The sequence below is a fragment of the Paenibacillus sp. FSL H7-0357 genome, assembly GCF_000758525.1.
Classification (GTDB): Bacteria; Bacillota; Bacilli; order Paenibacillales; family Paenibacillaceae; genus Paenibacillus_AQ.
In genome coordinates this window covers 1,712,814-1,730,006 of the sequence record NZ_CP009241.1, presented here as the reverse complement: position 1 = coordinate 1,730,006, position 17,193 = coordinate 1,712,814, and the positions used below count along the sequence as shown (strand labels likewise).

At 44.5% G+C, this 17,193-nt stretch carries 15 protein-coding genes; 5 read left to right on the top strand and 10 right to left on the bottom strand.

The genetic code is table 11. From position 1 onward, the window contains the following. Positions 1-119: 119 nt before the first annotated feature. Positions 120-395, bottom strand: coding sequence for an HPr family phosphocarrier protein (locus H70357_RS07730; protein ID WP_038587565.1), 276 nt, complete (start codon positions 393-395; stop codon positions 120-122). Between the two features lie 361 nt (positions 396-756). Between H70357_RS07730 and H70357_RS07725 the strand changes: the two genes are divergently transcribed. Next, positions 757-1,515 carry a TrmB family transcriptional regulator gene (locus H70357_RS07725; RefSeq protein WP_038587562.1) on the top strand — a complete coding sequence of 253 codons (759 nt, stop codon included), beginning with the start codon at positions 757-759 and terminating at the stop codon, positions 1,513-1,515. 153 nt (positions 1,516-1,668) lie between these two features. Continuing rightward, positions 1,669-2,832, top strand: a complete 1,164-nt coding sequence (locus H70357_RS07720; protein WP_038587559.1) for an MFS transporter — start codon at positions 1,669-1,671, stop codon at positions 2,830-2,832. Between the two features lie 493 nt (positions 2,833-3,325). Here the strand turns inward: H70357_RS07720 and H70357_RS07715 are convergent, their stop codons facing one another. Continuing rightward, the gene (locus H70357_RS07715) at positions 3,326-4,384 is read right to left on the bottom strand and encodes a sugar phosphate isomerase/epimerase family protein (protein ID WP_081965726.1); all 1,059 of its coding nucleotides are present in this window, start codon (positions 4,382-4,384) and stop codon (positions 3,326-3,328) included. Positions 4,385-4,497: 113 nt separating this feature from the next. On the opposite strand from H70357_RS07715, the gene H70357_RS07710 reads away from it, so the two are divergent. The 3 genes from H70357_RS07710 (at position 4,498) to H70357_RS07700 (ending at position 7,614) form a co-directional block, all read left to right on the top strand. Next, the gene (locus tag H70357_RS07710) at positions 4,498-5,061 is read left to right on the top strand and encodes a TetR/AcrR family transcriptional regulator (protein ID WP_038587556.1); all 564 of its coding nucleotides are present in this window, start codon (positions 4,498-4,500) and stop codon (positions 5,059-5,061) included. A gap of 1,192 nt (positions 5,062-6,253) precedes the next feature. Further along, positions 6,254-6,769: a sigma-70 family RNA polymerase sigma factor gene (locus H70357_RS07705; RefSeq protein ID WP_038587553.1), complete on the top strand. Its 516-nt coding sequence runs from the start codon at positions 6,254-6,256 to the stop codon at positions 6,767-6,769. Beyond that, positions 6,766-7,614 (top strand): hypothetical protein, encoded by an 849-nt coding sequence (locus H70357_RS07700; protein ID WP_038587549.1) that lies wholly within the window; start codon positions 6,766-6,768, stop codon positions 7,612-7,614. Before H70357_RS07705 ends, H70357_RS07700 begins: the two co-directional genes overlap by 4 nt. Before the next feature lie 315 nt (positions 7,615-7,929). On the opposite strand, the gene H70357_RS36245 is transcribed toward H70357_RS07700, so the two are convergent. The 8 genes from H70357_RS36245 to H70357_RS07660 form a co-directional block, all read right to left on the bottom strand. Beyond that, positions 7,930-8,301, bottom strand: coding sequence for a metallophosphoesterase family protein (locus H70357_RS36245; protein WP_197073662.1), 372 nt, complete (start codon positions 8,299-8,301; stop codon positions 7,930-7,932). A gap of 669 nt (positions 8,302-8,970) precedes the next feature. Further along, positions 8,971-9,663 carry a beta-phosphoglucomutase gene (gene pgmB, locus H70357_RS07690; RefSeq protein ID WP_038587546.1) on the bottom strand — a complete coding sequence of 231 codons (693 nt, stop codon included), beginning with the start codon at positions 9,661-9,663 and terminating at the stop codon, positions 8,971-8,973. Continuing rightward, on the bottom strand, positions 9,660-10,541 hold the full coding sequence (locus H70357_RS34210; RefSeq protein ID WP_052091890.1) for an alpha/beta hydrolase: 882 nt from the start codon (positions 10,539-10,541) through the stop codon (positions 9,660-9,662). Before H70357_RS34210 ends, pgmB begins: the two co-directional genes overlap by 4 nt. Positions 10,542-10,555: 14 nt before the next feature. Then, complete coding sequence (locus tag H70357_RS07680; RefSeq protein WP_331281752.1) at positions 10,556-12,259, bottom strand: glycoside hydrolase family 3 protein; 1,704 nt, start codon at positions 12,257-12,259, stop codon at positions 10,556-10,558. A gap of 17 nt (positions 12,260-12,276) precedes the next feature. Then, complete coding sequence (locus H70357_RS07675; protein WP_038587540.1) at positions 12,277-13,287, bottom strand: ABC transporter permease; 1,011 nt, start codon at positions 13,285-13,287, stop codon at positions 12,277-12,279. Between the two features lie 44 nt (positions 13,288-13,331). Beyond that, positions 13,332-14,462, bottom strand: coding sequence for a sugar ABC transporter substrate-binding protein (locus H70357_RS07670; protein WP_038587538.1), 1,131 nt, complete (start codon positions 14,460-14,462; stop codon positions 13,332-13,334). Positions 14,463-14,495: 33 nt separating this feature from the next. Continuing rightward, positions 14,496-15,506 (bottom strand): ABC transporter permease, encoded by a 1,011-nt coding sequence (locus H70357_RS07665; protein ID WP_038587535.1) that lies wholly within the window; start codon positions 15,504-15,506, stop codon positions 14,496-14,498. An 18-nt stretch (positions 15,507-15,524) separates the two neighbouring features. Continuing rightward, positions 15,525-17,048, bottom strand: coding sequence for a sugar ABC transporter ATP-binding protein (locus H70357_RS07660; protein ID WP_038598896.1), 1,524 nt, complete (start codon positions 17,046-17,048; stop codon positions 15,525-15,527). Positions 17,049-17,193: the final 145 nt, after the last annotated feature.

Sequence of the window (17,193 nt, the reverse complement as noted above, 5' to 3'; positions counted from 1 at the left end):
CAGCTTAGCGATTTCGGCGTCCACATCGCTTGCGGATGTCATCATTATGGTGTATCCGGATGCTCCAGTATAAATGCGTGGCCACGGCAATACTGGCCGAAGCCGCGATACCCGTGAGTTTACAAATAAACCTCGCCCAGCCCTTCCTTGATCATCACTTCTTGGAGTGCGGCAAGCGCTTCGGCAGCTTCCGTTCCTTCCGTAATTAGGATCAGCGTGTCGCCGGTTTCCAGACCCAGGGACAATACGCCCAGGATGGATTTCAGGGTTACTTTTTTTCCTTTGGCTTCCGCAAAAGCTTCGGTATCTTTAAATTTTGTAGCTGTATTGACCAGCGCGGTGGCCGGGCGTGCATGGATCCCGTCTTCGTCGATAATTTTGAATGTTTGTTGCATAAATCATCTTCTCCTATTCTCAACAATATAGTATGTTCTACATTTACTGTACCAAAAACGCTTAATCTAGACCTCTGATAATTTGTACAAACGTGGTACTGTTTAAATTCCAAAAATGATATAAAGAACCTTCAAACTAATTATTTAGTATTGTTGAAGGTTCTTTATTCATATAACTGCCGAAGCAATTTTAACTTTCGGGTAAAGTGAAACTTTGCTCAGGAGCGATGCAAAGCAAGTGCTGAAGTTCGAAAGGATTCATCCGTTGGGATTTTTGCCGGTCTCAGCTTGCCTTGGCACACAGGATATGAGAAAGTAAATGGCAAGCGGACTTTTAATAGAGAATCGGGGTTGAAGAATCATGCTTTATAAATTCGGATTTTCACAATACGAAAGTAAGGTTTACGAAGCGTTGGCATCGACGATGCAGCCCATGGACGCCACGATAATCGTAAAGCTATCCGGCGTGCCCAAGGCGAAAATATATGAAGTGATCTCCCGAATGGTGGAGAAAGGGATGGTGCTTGAATCCGTTTCGGAAAAAAAGAAGCTGTATTCGGCGCTGCCTCTTCCTCTCGTCATAGAGAAATTAACGGCAGAGTTTCAGTCGGACGTTCAAGAGCTTGAGCAGCATAAGGTTCAGAGGGGGATCATCGACGACCATGTCTGGAGCTTGAAAGCGGACGCTTCGATCGGATCCCAGCTGAAGCAGCTGATGGAGAATGCGGAACGATCAATTCGGTTTTCGGCATGGGAGGACGATTTTCGTCGGTATTTGCCCATTCTGCTGGAGAAGCAAAACGATGGCGTCAAGGTGGAAGGCGTCGTGATCGGGGATACGCCTGACGGCCTGCCCCAAATCGTCCCGATGAAGCCAAGCAAGCAGCATGTGTTGCTGGAACGTTTCAGGCTGCTGATCGTAGATGATCGGGAGGTCGTATTCGCCGGCGTGGAACAGGGGTCCTGGCAGGCGATAATGACCCGGTCGCAGCCATTTGTACGCGTGTTTACGGACTACTTCCATCATGATTTACTCTTGACGAAAATCACGGGCAAATACAGTGAGATTCTACTGAATGACGAGGAGATTATGACGGAATTGCTTCAATTGAAATATTAAGTCACATGGTGAAAACGGGTAATTGGATCTACCCGTTTTTTCTATGCAGAAAATTGGGGTTGATCCCTATGTTGAATCGAGTTACCATCATAGTAGTAACCTATTGCAAAGGAACGAACTGAGGGATATCAACAGAGGGGAGTTTTGAGCTGCATGAGCTTTAAAATTTATATTTTGGCGATAGCCTGCTTTGTGACTGGGATGGTTGAACTGATCGTCGGGGGGATGCTGGATCTGATTTCATCGGACCTTCATACTTCGGTGAGCGCTGCCGGGCAGTTAATTACTTTGTACTCCGTGGTGTTTGCCGTATCAGGACCAGTTTTGCTGACGGCAGCCTCGAGGGTCGAGCGTAAAACCTTGTACCAATGCGCACTGCTGGTTTTCATTGCCGGCAATGTGCTTTCGGTTTTCAGCCAGAACTTTACGACGATGGTCATCGCGAGAATCTTGTCGGCGGCTAGCGCGGCGCTTATCACGGCGCTGTCCATTACGATGGCCTCCCAGATGGCCGAATCGGCGTACCGGGCGCGGGCGATCGGCGTAATCTTTATGGGGGTCAGCGGCTCACTGGTACTGGGCGTACCGGTGGGCATGATGCTGGGTAACGCTTTTGGCTGGCGTGCTCCGTTTGTCATGATCTCCATTCTGGCCGTCATTTCACTCATCGTGGTACAGATTTTCATTGCCAAGACGCCTGCGGGTGAGACGGTGCCGCTGCGCAAGCAGTTGGCTTCCTTAAAGAACGGCAAAATAATTTTCGGCCAGTTAATTACCCTTTTGATGCTGACCGGTCACTTGACCTTATATGCTTATCTGACACCGTTTCTGCAGGAGACCCTGCACTTAAGTCCGGCCATCCTCAGCTTCTTTTATTTTATCTTTGGTATCGCGGCAGTACTGGGCGGCGGGGCAGGGGGATGGGTCACCGACCGGTTTGGACCTGAAAAAAGCATTCTTACCATTGTCAGCTTGTTTGCCGCAGCCATGCTGCTGATGCCAATATCGACAGCTTCGATGTATGGTTGTCTGATCGTGATGATCATATGGAGTATGCTCAGCTGGTCGATCTCTCCTTCGATACAGAGCTACCTGATCAAAACAGCTCCGGAATCGTCGGACATCCAGCAGAGCCTGAACAACTCGGCATCCCATATCGGCATTGCGCTGGGCTCGGTAATTGGGGGCATAGTGATCGACAATTCGTCAGTGTATTACAACGCTTGGGTTGGAGTGATTTTCGTCCTGCTCGCATTGGGATCTGCTGTGTTGTCAATTAGACACCGTTCCGAGTCTCGTAATGTGATCGATCATTAAATTCTCCTTAAAATGTCGCCTAATAAATAGAACCGGACACCACCTTGTTAGCAGTGTCCGTCAGAAAGTCAAACGAAGCGACGTTATTGATCTTCTCAAACTGACGTCCGTCACTTTCGCCGTTGTTCTCCGAAATACTGCACGAATAGGTTCCCTATTCGTAATGGCCAGATGTGCCACTCCCGCCTCCTTGGCAAGATGGATGACTTCCTCGGTTGTGAAAGCTCCTATAAAATACGTTGACGAATTTTTTCGCACATCTTATCCAAAATCATGACTGTAGCCAGATTAAAATAACAATGGTGATTCCTGGTAGCGGAAAAGACGGAGAGTACTAGTACTGTATCAGTCTTTAAATAGTGGATATAATCCTTTTAAGCTAATCCTGGCTATATTGATGCAATGCTAGTGAAAAAAGAGGTAATCGAAATTTGGGGTTGAAAACATAAAAAGAGTTCACATAGACGACATGTGAACTCTTTCAATTTAATCATCATTTTCTGGAAATGGTTCGGTATCCAAACTTTTCCTGCATGTATTCTGCACTAACCTGGAGACTCTTAATTGGATCGCTATCTACCCAATTTTTATGAGTTTCTAATATAACACCTTCTACTCCGTTTTTTTTAGCAATTGCTGAGAGTGTATCCAGATCCATATTTCCATTTCCTAATTCAGTAGCATTTTCTTTCAGTATTGGTGTCATATAAGGACCTGATTTGGTATAACCGCGGTCATTGATATGCCATAATTTCATTCGGCTACCCAGTTTTTCCATCAAAGCCGGAACATTAGCACCACCATCGGCCATCCAGTAACTATCAAACTCGAAATTGACATATGCAGGATCTGTTTCTTCAATTATAATGTCGTAAGCTGTTTTTTCAGAGGTTACCTTTTGCAGTTCAACATTATGATTATGATATAAAAGACGTATTCCTTCTTCCGAAAGAGCTTTTCCAGCCTTATTCAGACGTTGGGCAAGTTCTTCCACTTCATCTAGACTACTATAATCAAATCTGTACATACCAGTAATAACTACAGTATCTGTCCCAAAATTTTTCGCTTCATCGGCTATCGCTTTTGCATCATTCTCTATGCTCCCGAGATTACTGTGTATGCTTATGACCTTTAGTCCGCTTTCCTCAATCAGCTTAGGCCAATCAAGCTTGCCGCCATTGCCAATAGGCATTCCTGAGAACTTTGTCATTAGTTTTACGAGTATAGAAGACTTGTGAATCATAAAATCATTTAATTCGATAGATTCATAACCTGCGTTTTTGATATTAAGTAATGTCTGTAAAGCATTATCATAATTATTACTCATTGTTCCTATCATAATCTGTTGAACTGCAGTTGTAATATGTTGAAAATCATTCTCATCATTACTTTTTACAACATTGTTTTGTTCTGCTTTTTGCTCCGTTTTGTGTGATTTCACAATTTTATTAATTCGGACATTTTCTTTGATTCCATAACCAGCAATAAGTACTATCACGAGACTAATGCACACAATGATTACTGTTAATATTTTCTTTTTGTTTTTTTTCATTTTCACATCTCCATTATATTGACTTATTTCATTAGTACTTTACAATAATATCAACATCTGTCTATTTTACAACCGACAGATGCTTTGAAAATGTCGAATACAATGGAGGATATATGTCAGAAAAAAATAATGTCAACCAGAGGGTTATGCTAACAAAACGCTTGATTGGTGAGGCTTTATTAAAAATGTTAAAGACCCGTAATATTAATAAAATATCCATACGGGAATTATGCCAAATTGCAGGAATTAATCGTACAACCTTCTATAATCACTATGGAAGTCAATATGATGTATTAAATGAAATTGCTGAGACGTACGTACAAAACACTTCATTTACCGTTATAAATGATCTTGCAGCAGGCAAAAACATCGATGAATGTCTGACTCGGATTCTACAATATATGAAAGACAATCTTGAATTTGCAAAACTTGTAGTAGATCTAGATAACTATGACCTAATCTCCCACATCACAATCTCACTACCGCAGTTTGATCATATGGTCATTAAACACTTATCAGAAAACCTGGATTTGGAGGAAAAGAAGGCGATTGCTTCGTATGTTCAGTATGGAACAGTAAGACTTCTTAAAGAATGGATTCTTTCAGATTGCTTGAAGTCACCGGAAGAAGAAGCTAAATTAATTTTAAATATTGCTGGAAGAACAATTGGTAATTGATAATCGCACATGTGCTTTTTTATGTATTCGATATCACTATATTGCATAAATATTGACTGATTTTTCAGTTATTTAGTATTCCCTAATTAAAGCCAAAAAGACAAAGCCTAAATAAAGGTGGCATTGTCTTTTTGGTGATAATATACATATAAACTGAGTGGCAACGACAATAGCTTGTTATGCCAACGTGTAATGCGAAGCAGCGTCTTTTTGGTTTTCATCTCCAACTGAACAAGTACGTGCTTGGGAGTGTAATGAATTTCAAGTCGCTTGGCTAGACGCAAAGCGGTCTCGGGCTCGAAGGCTTCATATAAGGAGGCTGTGCGGCGAAGACGAACGCTAACGTGTCTCCAGCCTGTAAGCGGCTCAGTAAAGATGAAAATCGTACAGGTTCCATGGCGTATATATTCGGAGTCTTCGCGCAAACAAAAAAACTTCAGGATCGAGATATTTAATATCTCATCCCTACAGGCAGTTTCTTAGCTCACCGCTTGAGGTTATAGACACGGTTGCAATGTCAAAAATATTAGATTATTCCTCGCTATATCATCAAACTGTAAGTCCTATTCCTCCGTATTAAGCATGATTGTCCCGTTCTCGAGTTTCCAGCAAATTTTTACCATAAAATACTGTGCGTCACATTGGAAAAAAAGTTCAATCGATCCCTTTCGCTTTCAGTATGATTCCTAATTTTAAATTATTTTTTTAATTTTTATCCACAAGTTCATATTTAGTTCATACAGGATTTATAGGATACAACTACACAATCAATGCTGGGGATTAAATATAACGGCAATAAAATCTCGCAAACAGTCATTAAGCAGATTTACCATGAAACAACATCAATAGACAAAACGAAAGGAGATTACTTTACGATGGCAATAGTTGAAGTAGATAACCTAACTAAAGATTTCGGACATGGACGGCCAGAAACCCTTTTTTCTTATCTTCAATACGTTCCTTTGCCGTTATCATCAGTATGGGAAAATCATAATTCGCCGTGCGCAAATCCTGCGTCAACGAGTAACCGTCCATATTTCATCCAATAGTTTTTTAACATCGTAAAACTATTTCCTCCCTTCATCAGTCTAACCATTAGCTATGAAAGATCAACGTGCTTGATCAAGTACCAGGCCTGGTATACGTGCAGTGACTCTAATACTTATGTTTAGAAGGGGGTTTACGAAGAGTAATGAGATTTAACAACATAAAATTAAAAGAAGAGCAGTACAGCGAAAAGCTCGGAGTAATTCGGGATAAGCTATACCGCCTCGCTTACTGTTATGTAAAAAATGAGCAAGAAGCGCTGGACATCGTATCTGAGGCTACTTACAAAGGGTACCTCGCTTATGGCAAAATGCAGTCCGTGACCTATTTTGATACCTGGATGTCACGTATTGTGATTAATACAGCTATTGATCATGTACGCCGCAACAAGCGGACGGTCTATATCGAGGATCATGGAAAAGAGCTTGCGGCTACTGAACGGGGAGCGACGCTGGAAGAAAGAATGGATTTGTATGATGCACTGGACCGGCTCGTACCAGAAGAGAGAACTTATATTATTTTGAAATTCTTTGTGAATCTTCCCTTTAGGGAAATGGCGCAAGTGCTTTCTCTATCGGAAAATACAGTCAAATCTAAATTTTACCGTATTATAAAAAAATTAAAACATTATTTGATTGAGGGAGAGGTTGATAACGTATGATGGGAAAAGATCGTTACGAGAATATCAAAATTCCTGAACAGCTTGCCAGCGTCATTTATAATGCTCAAAAAAGCGCATCCGCTCGTAAGAGATCCCTTAGAACAATGCGCTTCGCTTCATTAATTGCGGCCTGTATTATGCTCCTATTCACCGTTAACATCCCAAGTGTATCACACGCGATGTCTAAAATACCTGTAGTTGGGAAGATTGTTCAGGTTCTGCAATTTGGCGGAGGTGGCGAGCGGACAGACGGCGCCAGAGTGGGAACGGAAGCGGCAGAGAATACACTTAAAATTCATTTTAGTTCTGGGAACGAGCCTGTTGCCAATGTACCTTCCTATACAGTTGAACAGAAAGGTGCACCTAACCGTCTAATCTTTACGTTCAATGGTACCCGTCAATTTGATTATGAAACGATTGAGAAAGATTTGCATACTCTTCCCCTAGTGAAGGATGTTTATCGCAATATCATTTTGGATGACTCGGCAATGCGTTTCGTCGTTGAACTGAAAGATGGTGTAAAGCATTCCATATCTGAATTTAAAGATCCTGGATATCTTGAACTGAAGCTGACTCCAAACGGCGAATCGGCGCCGCCTCATGAGGTTTTCTCTATTCGTACGGGAGAAATGTTGTTAGGAGAGGAAATGGGTATTCTCGAAGAGCTATATCCAGATGAGGATATCTCCTTTATAAAAACAGCCACCGGTAATTTCATCGCGGTCATTGGCGAATATGATACTGTTGAAGAAGCCAAGAATAAGCTCAAAGAAATTACAGAGCATGAGTTCTATAACGGTGAATTTTATGTAGACAGCTGGATGAGTAACGAAAGCCCGAAATGATAAGCTAATCAAGTGGAAATACTTTGATGAACAACCTGACTAGGACGAGACTTATGATGATGGTGGAAAGGCTCTGATGGATAGCCGACGAAAAATACGTGTGCACTTACCCATAATCTGTTGAAGCAAGCCGCAGTTGACCAATAACGCAGAGCAGCGGTTCCCCAGAGACTTACGATTCTCATTGCCAGAATAAGGTGGTATGAGAGCATCCGCAGGATTGCTAGGTTGGCAGTGACATTCGTGTATCCTTAACTGATGAGAGAATATCGTCGTTTCTCAATCCCTGCTATAGGCAATTGCACGTGCAATTGCCTATGCTATAAGAAGGATCGGGACAAACACAACGCTAGTCATCGCAATTTCTGTACCTGTATCCGAAGTTTTCCACTCGTTGCGGTTGCCCAGGCAAGCACAGATGAATTCGGTGCCCTGGTCCCGATGTTGCTTGCGGTAATGTACATGGCCCATAATGCTGTACCGTACCTTGTATTTGCGGCACAGGTTCAGATATTCTGTGCTCCCCAGAAAAGCATTGAAGTATTCCCATCGCTTATTGGGCAATGGAACTTTAAAAAATGGATGAGTTAACATATGAGTCACAATAATGATGTTTTTGCCTTGGTATTGCTCCAGTTCACGCTCCAGGCATTCGTAAAAAAACGATGTATCTCCTGGTTTCCACATCCCCACTGTACGTACACGCTATCATGCCAGGTTTGATCCATGGCATGCATAGCCTCGTAATCTGCAAAAGTATATTTAGCTTCTCCCATGGTGTAGTCATACCATCCATAATTTCCAATTATCACCCAATCGTCATTTAGCATAAAAAGGGCGCTCAGATAGGCAGCCATCAAATGTCTGTTAGGCCTTGTATATCTCCCAGGTATTGGTTATTTTATTTGTTTCACTCCAATAATCATGATTTCCGGGTACAAACAACACTGGAATACCGGTATTGTCCCGCAGCACATGCAGCACATCCAGGCTGAGATTCATATCATTTGAAATGCAAAAAGAAGAGCAGATTTAGCCTTTGAAGAGAACTGCGAGAGAACTCGAAGAGAAAAATGAGAGAACTAGTCCGCTCCCTACCATTGACAATATGTTCGAAGCAAACTCCGGGGAGGTTTTTACAATGACATAAACAAATTACTGCGTCCCCAATACGCCATTCCTCAAAGTAGTTATCTTTCCAGTCATGCATAGATGATGTTAATTGTTGCTATATGCATCTTCGCCTTCAAATATCAGTAAGAACAGCATAGCTTGTAATGACAAACAGCGCGCACCGTAATATGCCAGTGCACGCTAATTGATCAGTTATTCTCCTCTGTATAGCTCAGCTTTGTTTCAATCTAGGCAAGTTCCGTTGCTCCATTGACTGTATGCTTCCAAAATCGTGCTCATCCTGAGATTATCCGTAGCGCGGACGAGATAGTCAGCTTGATGTAAAGATTCCGCTGATCCGATGCCTACCGCGAACATGCCTGCCCGTTTAATAGCCTCAATGCCTGCAGCCGAATCCTCTATCCCAATGCAAGCCTTATACGGAACTTTCAGATAATCCGCTGCATCGGTGAAGGTTTCTGGATCCGGCTTGCCATGCCTTATGTTGCTCGCGTCAACAATATAGTCAAAAGCACCGGTCAACTCCAGGCGCTCCAGTACGAACGGAGCGTTTTTGCTCGCCGAGCCAACGGCCAGCTTAATGCTCGCTGCCCGCAGTTCCTTAATCAATGTGTCGATGCCGGGCAAAATATCGTTTGGCGAGATAGACTGAATTAACCATGTATAATGTGTATTTTTCTTGGCCGCCAGCCGCTCCAGTTCATCGATCGGCCGTACCGGTTGCTTAGGTGAAGAAGCAATGATCCGCTCTAGCGACTGCAGTCTACTGACTCCTTTCAGTTGCTCATTCAATGCCCTGTCAACTTCAATTCCAAGCTCTTCGCCGAGCTGTTTCCAGGCCAGGAAGTGAAATTCCGCCGTATCTGTAATCACCCCGTCCAGATCAAAAATTACCGCTTTGGGAAGATTACTCACTGCGCCCCCACTCCTTGCTTCAGCCATTTCATACTCAGTTGAAACCACTCGGAGAGATGCAAGTGCTGTAACTGCTCCGCCGCTTTGACCGTTTCATCGGCGAGCGACATGCCATGCGGCCCTTTTTCGAACATATGCAGTTCACAGGGTACCTCATTGCGGAATAATGCCTCAGCCAGGCCAAATAAATCCGTCGGTAGAATCACCGTATCTTGATAAGTGCCCCAGATGAATGTGCGGGGAAGCTCTGAATGGATATAATGCAGCAGATTTAAAGAATCTTTCTCTTCATCCGACAAATTTTCTTTGCCCATAAGGATTTCACGGATGCTTGGCCCTCTCATATCGGGCATCAAGCCTTTCTCCATCAGTTCAATGACGAAATCGGGAGTTTTCTCGGAACGAGGTTCCAGTGTAACCGCCGGATAGCCAAGCAGTATTTGATTGGGCTTGATTTGGGAGGCGCTTAATCCCGTACCTTCATTAAGTAGGGGCTGATTATGATAAATCCCCAGACTAAGCGCAAGATTTCCGCCGGCAGAGAAGCCAACCACTGAAATATTGTCTTTGTCCACAAGCCATTCATCCGCATGTTCCCGAATGAGAGCCATCGCATGGGCCAACTCTAGCAGCGCAGTAGGAAACGGATTATCAATTTTTACAGAATAGGACAAGACAAAAGCGTGGTAACCCATTCTGCTGTATGCGAGCGCTACAGGTTCTCCTTCATTTTGGGAAATGACGTTATAACCGCCGCCAGGGCAGATCACAACAGCTGGACGCACCAGGTTTTTTCGGTCGAATTCTCCATCATCCAGAATATAGGTGGTGAGTGTAGCTGCTGAGTTATCCAGCAGCGGAAGCTTTTGATGAATCACAGTAAATCCCCTCTCTATAATTTTGTATCCCATTTATCGCAAAACGGATCAACAGGGCTCTTGCCTGCAAACTCCGATACGCCCATCAGCTTCTCAATCAGCAGCGGCAATGTATACTCATTGACTCCATAAGTGTTAATGTAGGTCTTGACACGCGGAACATCAAGTAGATGATATGGGTTCTCTGTAGAAATAAACACTGTCGGAATGGAATTAATATAATTTGGAACATTGATGCCCATCGGATTAAGCCACTCAATCCGGACAGCTGTCTGATTGGACTTGGTTGCCAGATTACACAGATAGACTATAATATCATAGCTTTTTATCATTTCTGTAAAAGAGCCCTGCAATCCTTCGTAGACGCCCGTTGGCTCAAAAAGGGTTACGGAGAATCCCTCGTTCTCGAGCAGTGGAATAAATGAAGCCGCCAGGCCACTGGTCTTGTTGTAACCTAGCGCGTTAGCCTCACTCTCGATGCCGTAAAGCAACACACGAGGGAAACGCTCCGGTATAATTGGGAATACTCCCTCTTCCTCTTTGACTAATGTGATTGATTGATCAGCGATGGCTCTGGCAGTTTCCCGGTGGCTATCATGCCTAAGCACCTGTTCAGCCTTGGCAAGTACCGGTACATTCTCCCGCTCATGCAACTTGAGTGATGCCTTGAGCCCCAGAATGCGGAGAACAGCCTCATCTAATCTGTTAGTGGAGAGCATGCCTGCCGCCAGACCTTCCCGCATAAACTTCAAATCTTCTTCCAGGTTTTTCGTGAACAGGAACATATCGCAGCCGTTTTCAATCGCCCGGGGCACCAGCTCATTTCTCGGCATCGGAATGTTCATCCCCGCCATCGTTGTCGCATCGGTGATAATCAGTCCATTGAAGCCAAGCCGTTCCCGCAGCAGCCCACCAAGCAGCTCGCTTGCCAGTGATGCGGGCAGAATGTCCTCATCGCGAAGAGACGGATTCAAAAGTTTGGAGTATTCAGGAAGGACAATATGCCCGACCATGACCGTCTTGGCTCCTTCATCGATCAAATGCCGGTACACACTTCCGAATGTATGGTCCCATTCTTCTGTTGTTAAGGAATTAACAGAAGTCACAAGATGTTGATCTCTCTCATCCACACCGTCGCCAGGAAAATGCTTGATCGAAGCAGCCATGCCCTGCTCCTGGCAGCCCTTCACATAAGCAGCCCCCATTGTTTTAACCCGCTCCGTGCTGCTCCCGAAGGTTCTTGTATTGGTGATGGGGTTGCGGAAGTTGAAGTCAATGTCGACAACGGGAGCAAACGCATAGTTGGCGCCTACGCTACCGCCTTCAATGGCGCATATTCTTCCTAATTCGTAAGCCAACTCATCGTTTCCGGTTGCGGCAACTGCCATATTCGAACCAACTTTGGTGCCGTCACTAGTTATGCCCTGTCCGCCCGCCTCCAGATTGGCGGCTATAAGCAGAGGAATCTGCGCCGACTTCTGCAGGGTTGATACAGTGGCAACCACTTCTTCCTTGGCCATAGAACGGCACATCAAACCTCCGATGCCAATCTCTTCTGCAATATGCTTCAAGAACGGTTCATCCTGTTTGTAGCCAACCATGAAAAACAACTGCCCGATCTTTTCCTGCATCGTCATTTTCTCAAATGTTACTTGTACCCATTTCATGTCTTCTTCATTCAGATTAAATGGCTTCTCTCTCAAACGGTTAATATCCACTTCTCCCACTCCTATCTTTACTGAGATTGTCGCCTAATGCTTTTGTTTTTGGCACCAATTCTGATTTTCTTGGAAAATTCGCGTATCTTCTCCTGATTAGAGGTATATCCCATGAAAGCCACAATGAACACACCAAGATTAACGGTCTGTATAGAGCTGTCAATCCCCATCACGACCATGCCATAGGATAGGGCATTCATTCCCAGCGCACCGGCAAAAATCCCAAGGGGGATATTCGAGAAACGCGCCAAATAAAGTCCAACCAATACCGGCCCCATTGATGAGAACATCAGCGAGGTGGAGCTCAGATTGTTAGCCGGTGACACCAATACCGTGGAGGCATTGATAACAGCCGCAACGCCGAGCAATGCACCCACTATCAAATAAGTAATAATAATATTCTTTTTCTCTTTAACACCCATATTGACCGCCAGACGGGGACTAGCCGCAAGTGAACGCATATCATAACCAAATTTCGTCCGGCCCAGCAGAATATAGAACAGCGTCATAGTAATCAGCAGCACAACATATATCCATGGAGACCGGGCAAAAATAGTTAGTTGGGGATGCATGTACAGTTGTGTCCCAGTCCCGCCATAGACGATGCCCGACAACGCTTCGTACACCATCACTACACCAAGTGAAACAATGATGGTCGGAACTCTGATTGCCAGGTAAAGAACACCCTCCAGCAGACTAAGAACCACCGCAATTCCCATTGTCAGCAGTAAAAGTGTCATTGGACCCCCGTCCAAATCGATCGCCAGATTACTGCCAATTATGCCTGAGAGAATAATAATAATCCCTGGTGCGAAGTCCCATCGCGCTCCCGACAAGGGCAACGCGATGGCATAGGCTATAATCGTGGATAGCACGCTATTTCTAATGATTCGGTCAAATGCCCCTGATGTTGCATAACCTGACCGATCCATCATGAAGGTAATTAGCAGAAAGATTACATATACTAATACTGGGAACAAAAATGTTTTGAGCAAACCCCAAACTCTCTTAATCCAAAGATTCTTCATGCACTCACTCCGTTACATTGGGACACGTAAGGCCATCCCCTGATCTATTCATTTCTGGCCTGTTGAATTTCTGGCAAAGTACGGCTGGTTAATGCCTGCAGCGATTCCCATGTAGCGGATTCGTTGAAGCTCAGCATTACTTTCTTAAGTTCATCAGCGGTAACCGAACCTTTCGACTTGTCGGATGGAATCACATATTTGTTGAAATTATCAGTTTCTTCTACTGAGCTCAGCGTTACATAGTTGACTCTTCCATTAGGCTGCCAATCGGAATACACTTTTCCATGAATCCGGTCGTACAGCTGCGCAAAGGCGTTGGCTACAATCTGCGTGTAATTGTTTGTTCCAGCCATCAAGACATTGCCACTCGCAAGACCCGAACTTGTAGAGTTGTTATAGCCTAGCGCAAGCAGATGGATTCCGGGAGAAGAGCTGTTCAGGATAGCCGGATAAACAAAGTCCATCCCTGAACCCAGACCAAAGATCGTATCCACTTCCGGATGCTCGGAGATGATTTTGGTTACTGCATCACTTGCGTTCTCTGGCGCGAAGGAATGGTATTCCGTTGGATAGATAGTAACTTGATGGTCAACGTCCAATTCTTTCATTTTCTCAGTCAGACCCGAAATGATTGCCGGAGCGTCCAAGAAAGCAAACTCAGGAAATGAAGTGACTCCGATATTTCTGGCCCCTGCCCGGTAAGCCTGCTCAGCATACAAGGCACCCAAGTCCGCCGGGTTGTCGCCGAATTGCTTGATCCCTCCGACAAAGTAGTCACTGGCTATACTTCCATCCACATCCCCCAGCGCTACCGAATAATACACACCAGCTTCTTCCGCCAAGCTCACACTTTGTTCAAGCGCGGTATCATAACCGCTTATGACTCCATCCACACCTGAGGCAAGAAGATTCTCAAGACCTTTAATATGGTCCTCCTCGCTTGAACCCACGGTTGCATAATTGAACTTCACATTGAAATTTTCTTCCAGATAGGAGCCGTAAGATTTGATTTCCTGGCCTTGAATATCCGTATAATTGTACAACATGACCCCAATGTTAATCTGATCCTTCTCTTTGCCGCCTGTATTATTGGCTTTGTCACCACAGCCGGTGAGAACGATTCCAACCAGCATCATAAGCACGCTTAGAATAAGGGTTACTTTACTTTTTTTCATTGCTTATCCCTCTTTTACATGAATTTTTTAGAATTACCGGGGCATAACCTCAGAAGAAGGACGCTTGAGCAGCAGGAACACCACGAGCAAAAATACAACACCTTTCACCAAGGAGACCATTTCAGGAGCTACTCCCACCATGACCAACCCGTTATTGAGCAAAATGTAAGTAATGCTGCCTACAATCGCCGAACTCATTTTCGCTTTGCTGCCTCCGTTCAGGGATAAACCACCCAGAATGAGGGCCACAATGACATCCATCTCCATTCCGGCTCCCGTGTTCTCGCTGATGACCGTTGAACGAGCTAAAGATAAGATGGAAGCAAAGCCTACCAGCACACCTGCCAGAGCATAACCGGTAATTTTAGCCTTTTTCACCTGTACCCCGCTTTGCATAGCTGCCAGGGAATTGTCGCCAATGGCCCGGTTATATTTACCAATCTTTGTGTAATGAAACAGTACGATTCCTATCAGACCTATTAGAATAAGAAAAATCAGAATAAACGGAATGTTTCTGCCGAGCAGCTTGAGCTGTTCTGTATCCACAACGCTAAGTTTTTCGGTCGCCGTCGATACCTTATAGGTCACCAGCCCTCTAGCAATAAACATCACCGAGAGGGAGGAAATCACCGACATCAGCCCAAACTGTATAGCGATAAACACATTAAGCAGATAACAAATGACGGATACGACAATGGCTGCTAGGATGCCAACTGCAAGCGGTGCTCCAGCATTCAGCGTATAAACCGCAGTTAAGGAGCTCAGCGCCATAACCGCCCCTACTGATATATCCATGCCGCCATGGGAGAAGATAAAGACCATTCCTACTGAAATCGTGAATAGTACAGCAAGCTGCTTGATAATCGTCCGCAGGTTAAAGCTTGACAGCAAGTCCCCACCGGTCAATAGGGCAAAGACTACGATGACAAGCGCCAAACCTGCATATTGAATTAATGTATTTTTATTTTTTTTTAGAAAGCCGAGAGTGCCCGGGAATCTTCCCCTGCCGAGTCTTCCTTGTGTAGCTGTATTGCCGTGTTCCATTAAGCTCCCGCCTTTACTCTAAATCATGTGTTCAATTAGCATAGCCTCACTGAGATTCTCCGCCCTGGAGAACTCTTTGCATATTCTCCCGTCCTTCATCATCAGAATCCGGTCGCTCATACCAATCAGTTCCGGTAATTCCTCTGAAATCATCAGTATGGAATACCCTTCTTTCTTCAAAGTATAGAGCAACTGGTACATAGTGGTTTTAACACCTACATCCACACCTCGGGTAGGACTGTCTAAAATCAGAATTTTCGAGTGGTTCCCGATCCATTTGCCGAAGGACACTTTCTGTTTATTGCCTCCCGACAATTCCCCTACGTTCTGATTCATACTGCTGGCTTTAATCTTCAACCCCTCAATCTGTCTCAAGGCAAACCGTTTCTCTTCGCCGGGCAGAATCAAACCAAAGTGTGAAAGCTGGTCCAGCGCGGACAAAACCAGATTATCCTTGATCGACGCTTCCATAATTAGAGTTTCTTTATCTCTGTCCTTGGATACATAACCGATCCCGCTGGCCATTGCCGCCTTAATACTCTTCAGGTTGCGGGGAATAGCAGGAGTGCCGTCCTCCTTATTCTCATAGACCAGGACCTCTCCCTTCACTGGCTTTAGACCCCCATACAATAACTTGCCCAACTCATGCATTCCACTGCCTGACAGCCCGCCTATCCCCAGAATCTCACCTTTGTGCAGATCCAACTGGATGTCCTTCAAAACGGAGCTGCTGACATTCCTGACCTGGATCATAACCTGATCGTCATAGGAACCATCGTAATCAACCCGGTAATAATTCCCTTCAATGACCCTGCCTACCATGGATTGCTTAATGTGATTCTCATCAAAATCCTGCTTCTCAATGCTTGTAATCAGTTCGCCATCCCGCATGACCGTCAGCACATCGCAAACATCCATCAACTCACTAAGATCGTGGGAAATAAACAATACGGCCTTATTCTGGTCTCTAAGCCTGCGCATAATCTGGTGGATCAGAACTCTGCCTTCATGCGACAAAGCGGTAGTTGTCTCATCAACAATGAACAATGTAGGATCATAGTACAGGGCTCTGGCGATTTCGATCAGCTTTCTCTGCTCAAAACCTAGCGTATACATGGGTCTGGTTACATCGAGCTCACGCAGCTCAATCAGTTCCAGCGCTCGCTCCGCTTCCTGATTCATCCGTTTATAATCGACGAATCCCCGCTTAACAAACCGCTGCTCCTCGCCAAGAAACATATTCTCTGCAATTGACAATTCGGGAATGGTGCCCGTCTCCTGCACAATCATTGAAATCTTATGCTCCCTCGCATCGAGTGTGTCCTTGGGACGGTAGGTTGCGCCATCAATGCGCATTTCACCGCTCGTGACGGACAACAGTCCGCTCATCATGGCCGAAATGGTTGATTTACCGGAACCGTTCTCTCCGATAAGACCTCGAATTTCTCCAAGCCTTACATTCATGCTGACCTGATTAACAGCGGTTACATCGTTAAATTTTTTACTTATCTGCTTGGTCTCCAGAAAAACTTGCTTATCCATATCCAACATCCCTTTTGCCATATGATATCGCTTACCCCACGAATATATCCTAACATGTACTACAGCTAATCTTAACTGTCCATGTTAACTAGATTAGAGCATAAATTTAATCTATAATAAGAATCCGAGTACTTCCTATTGCAAA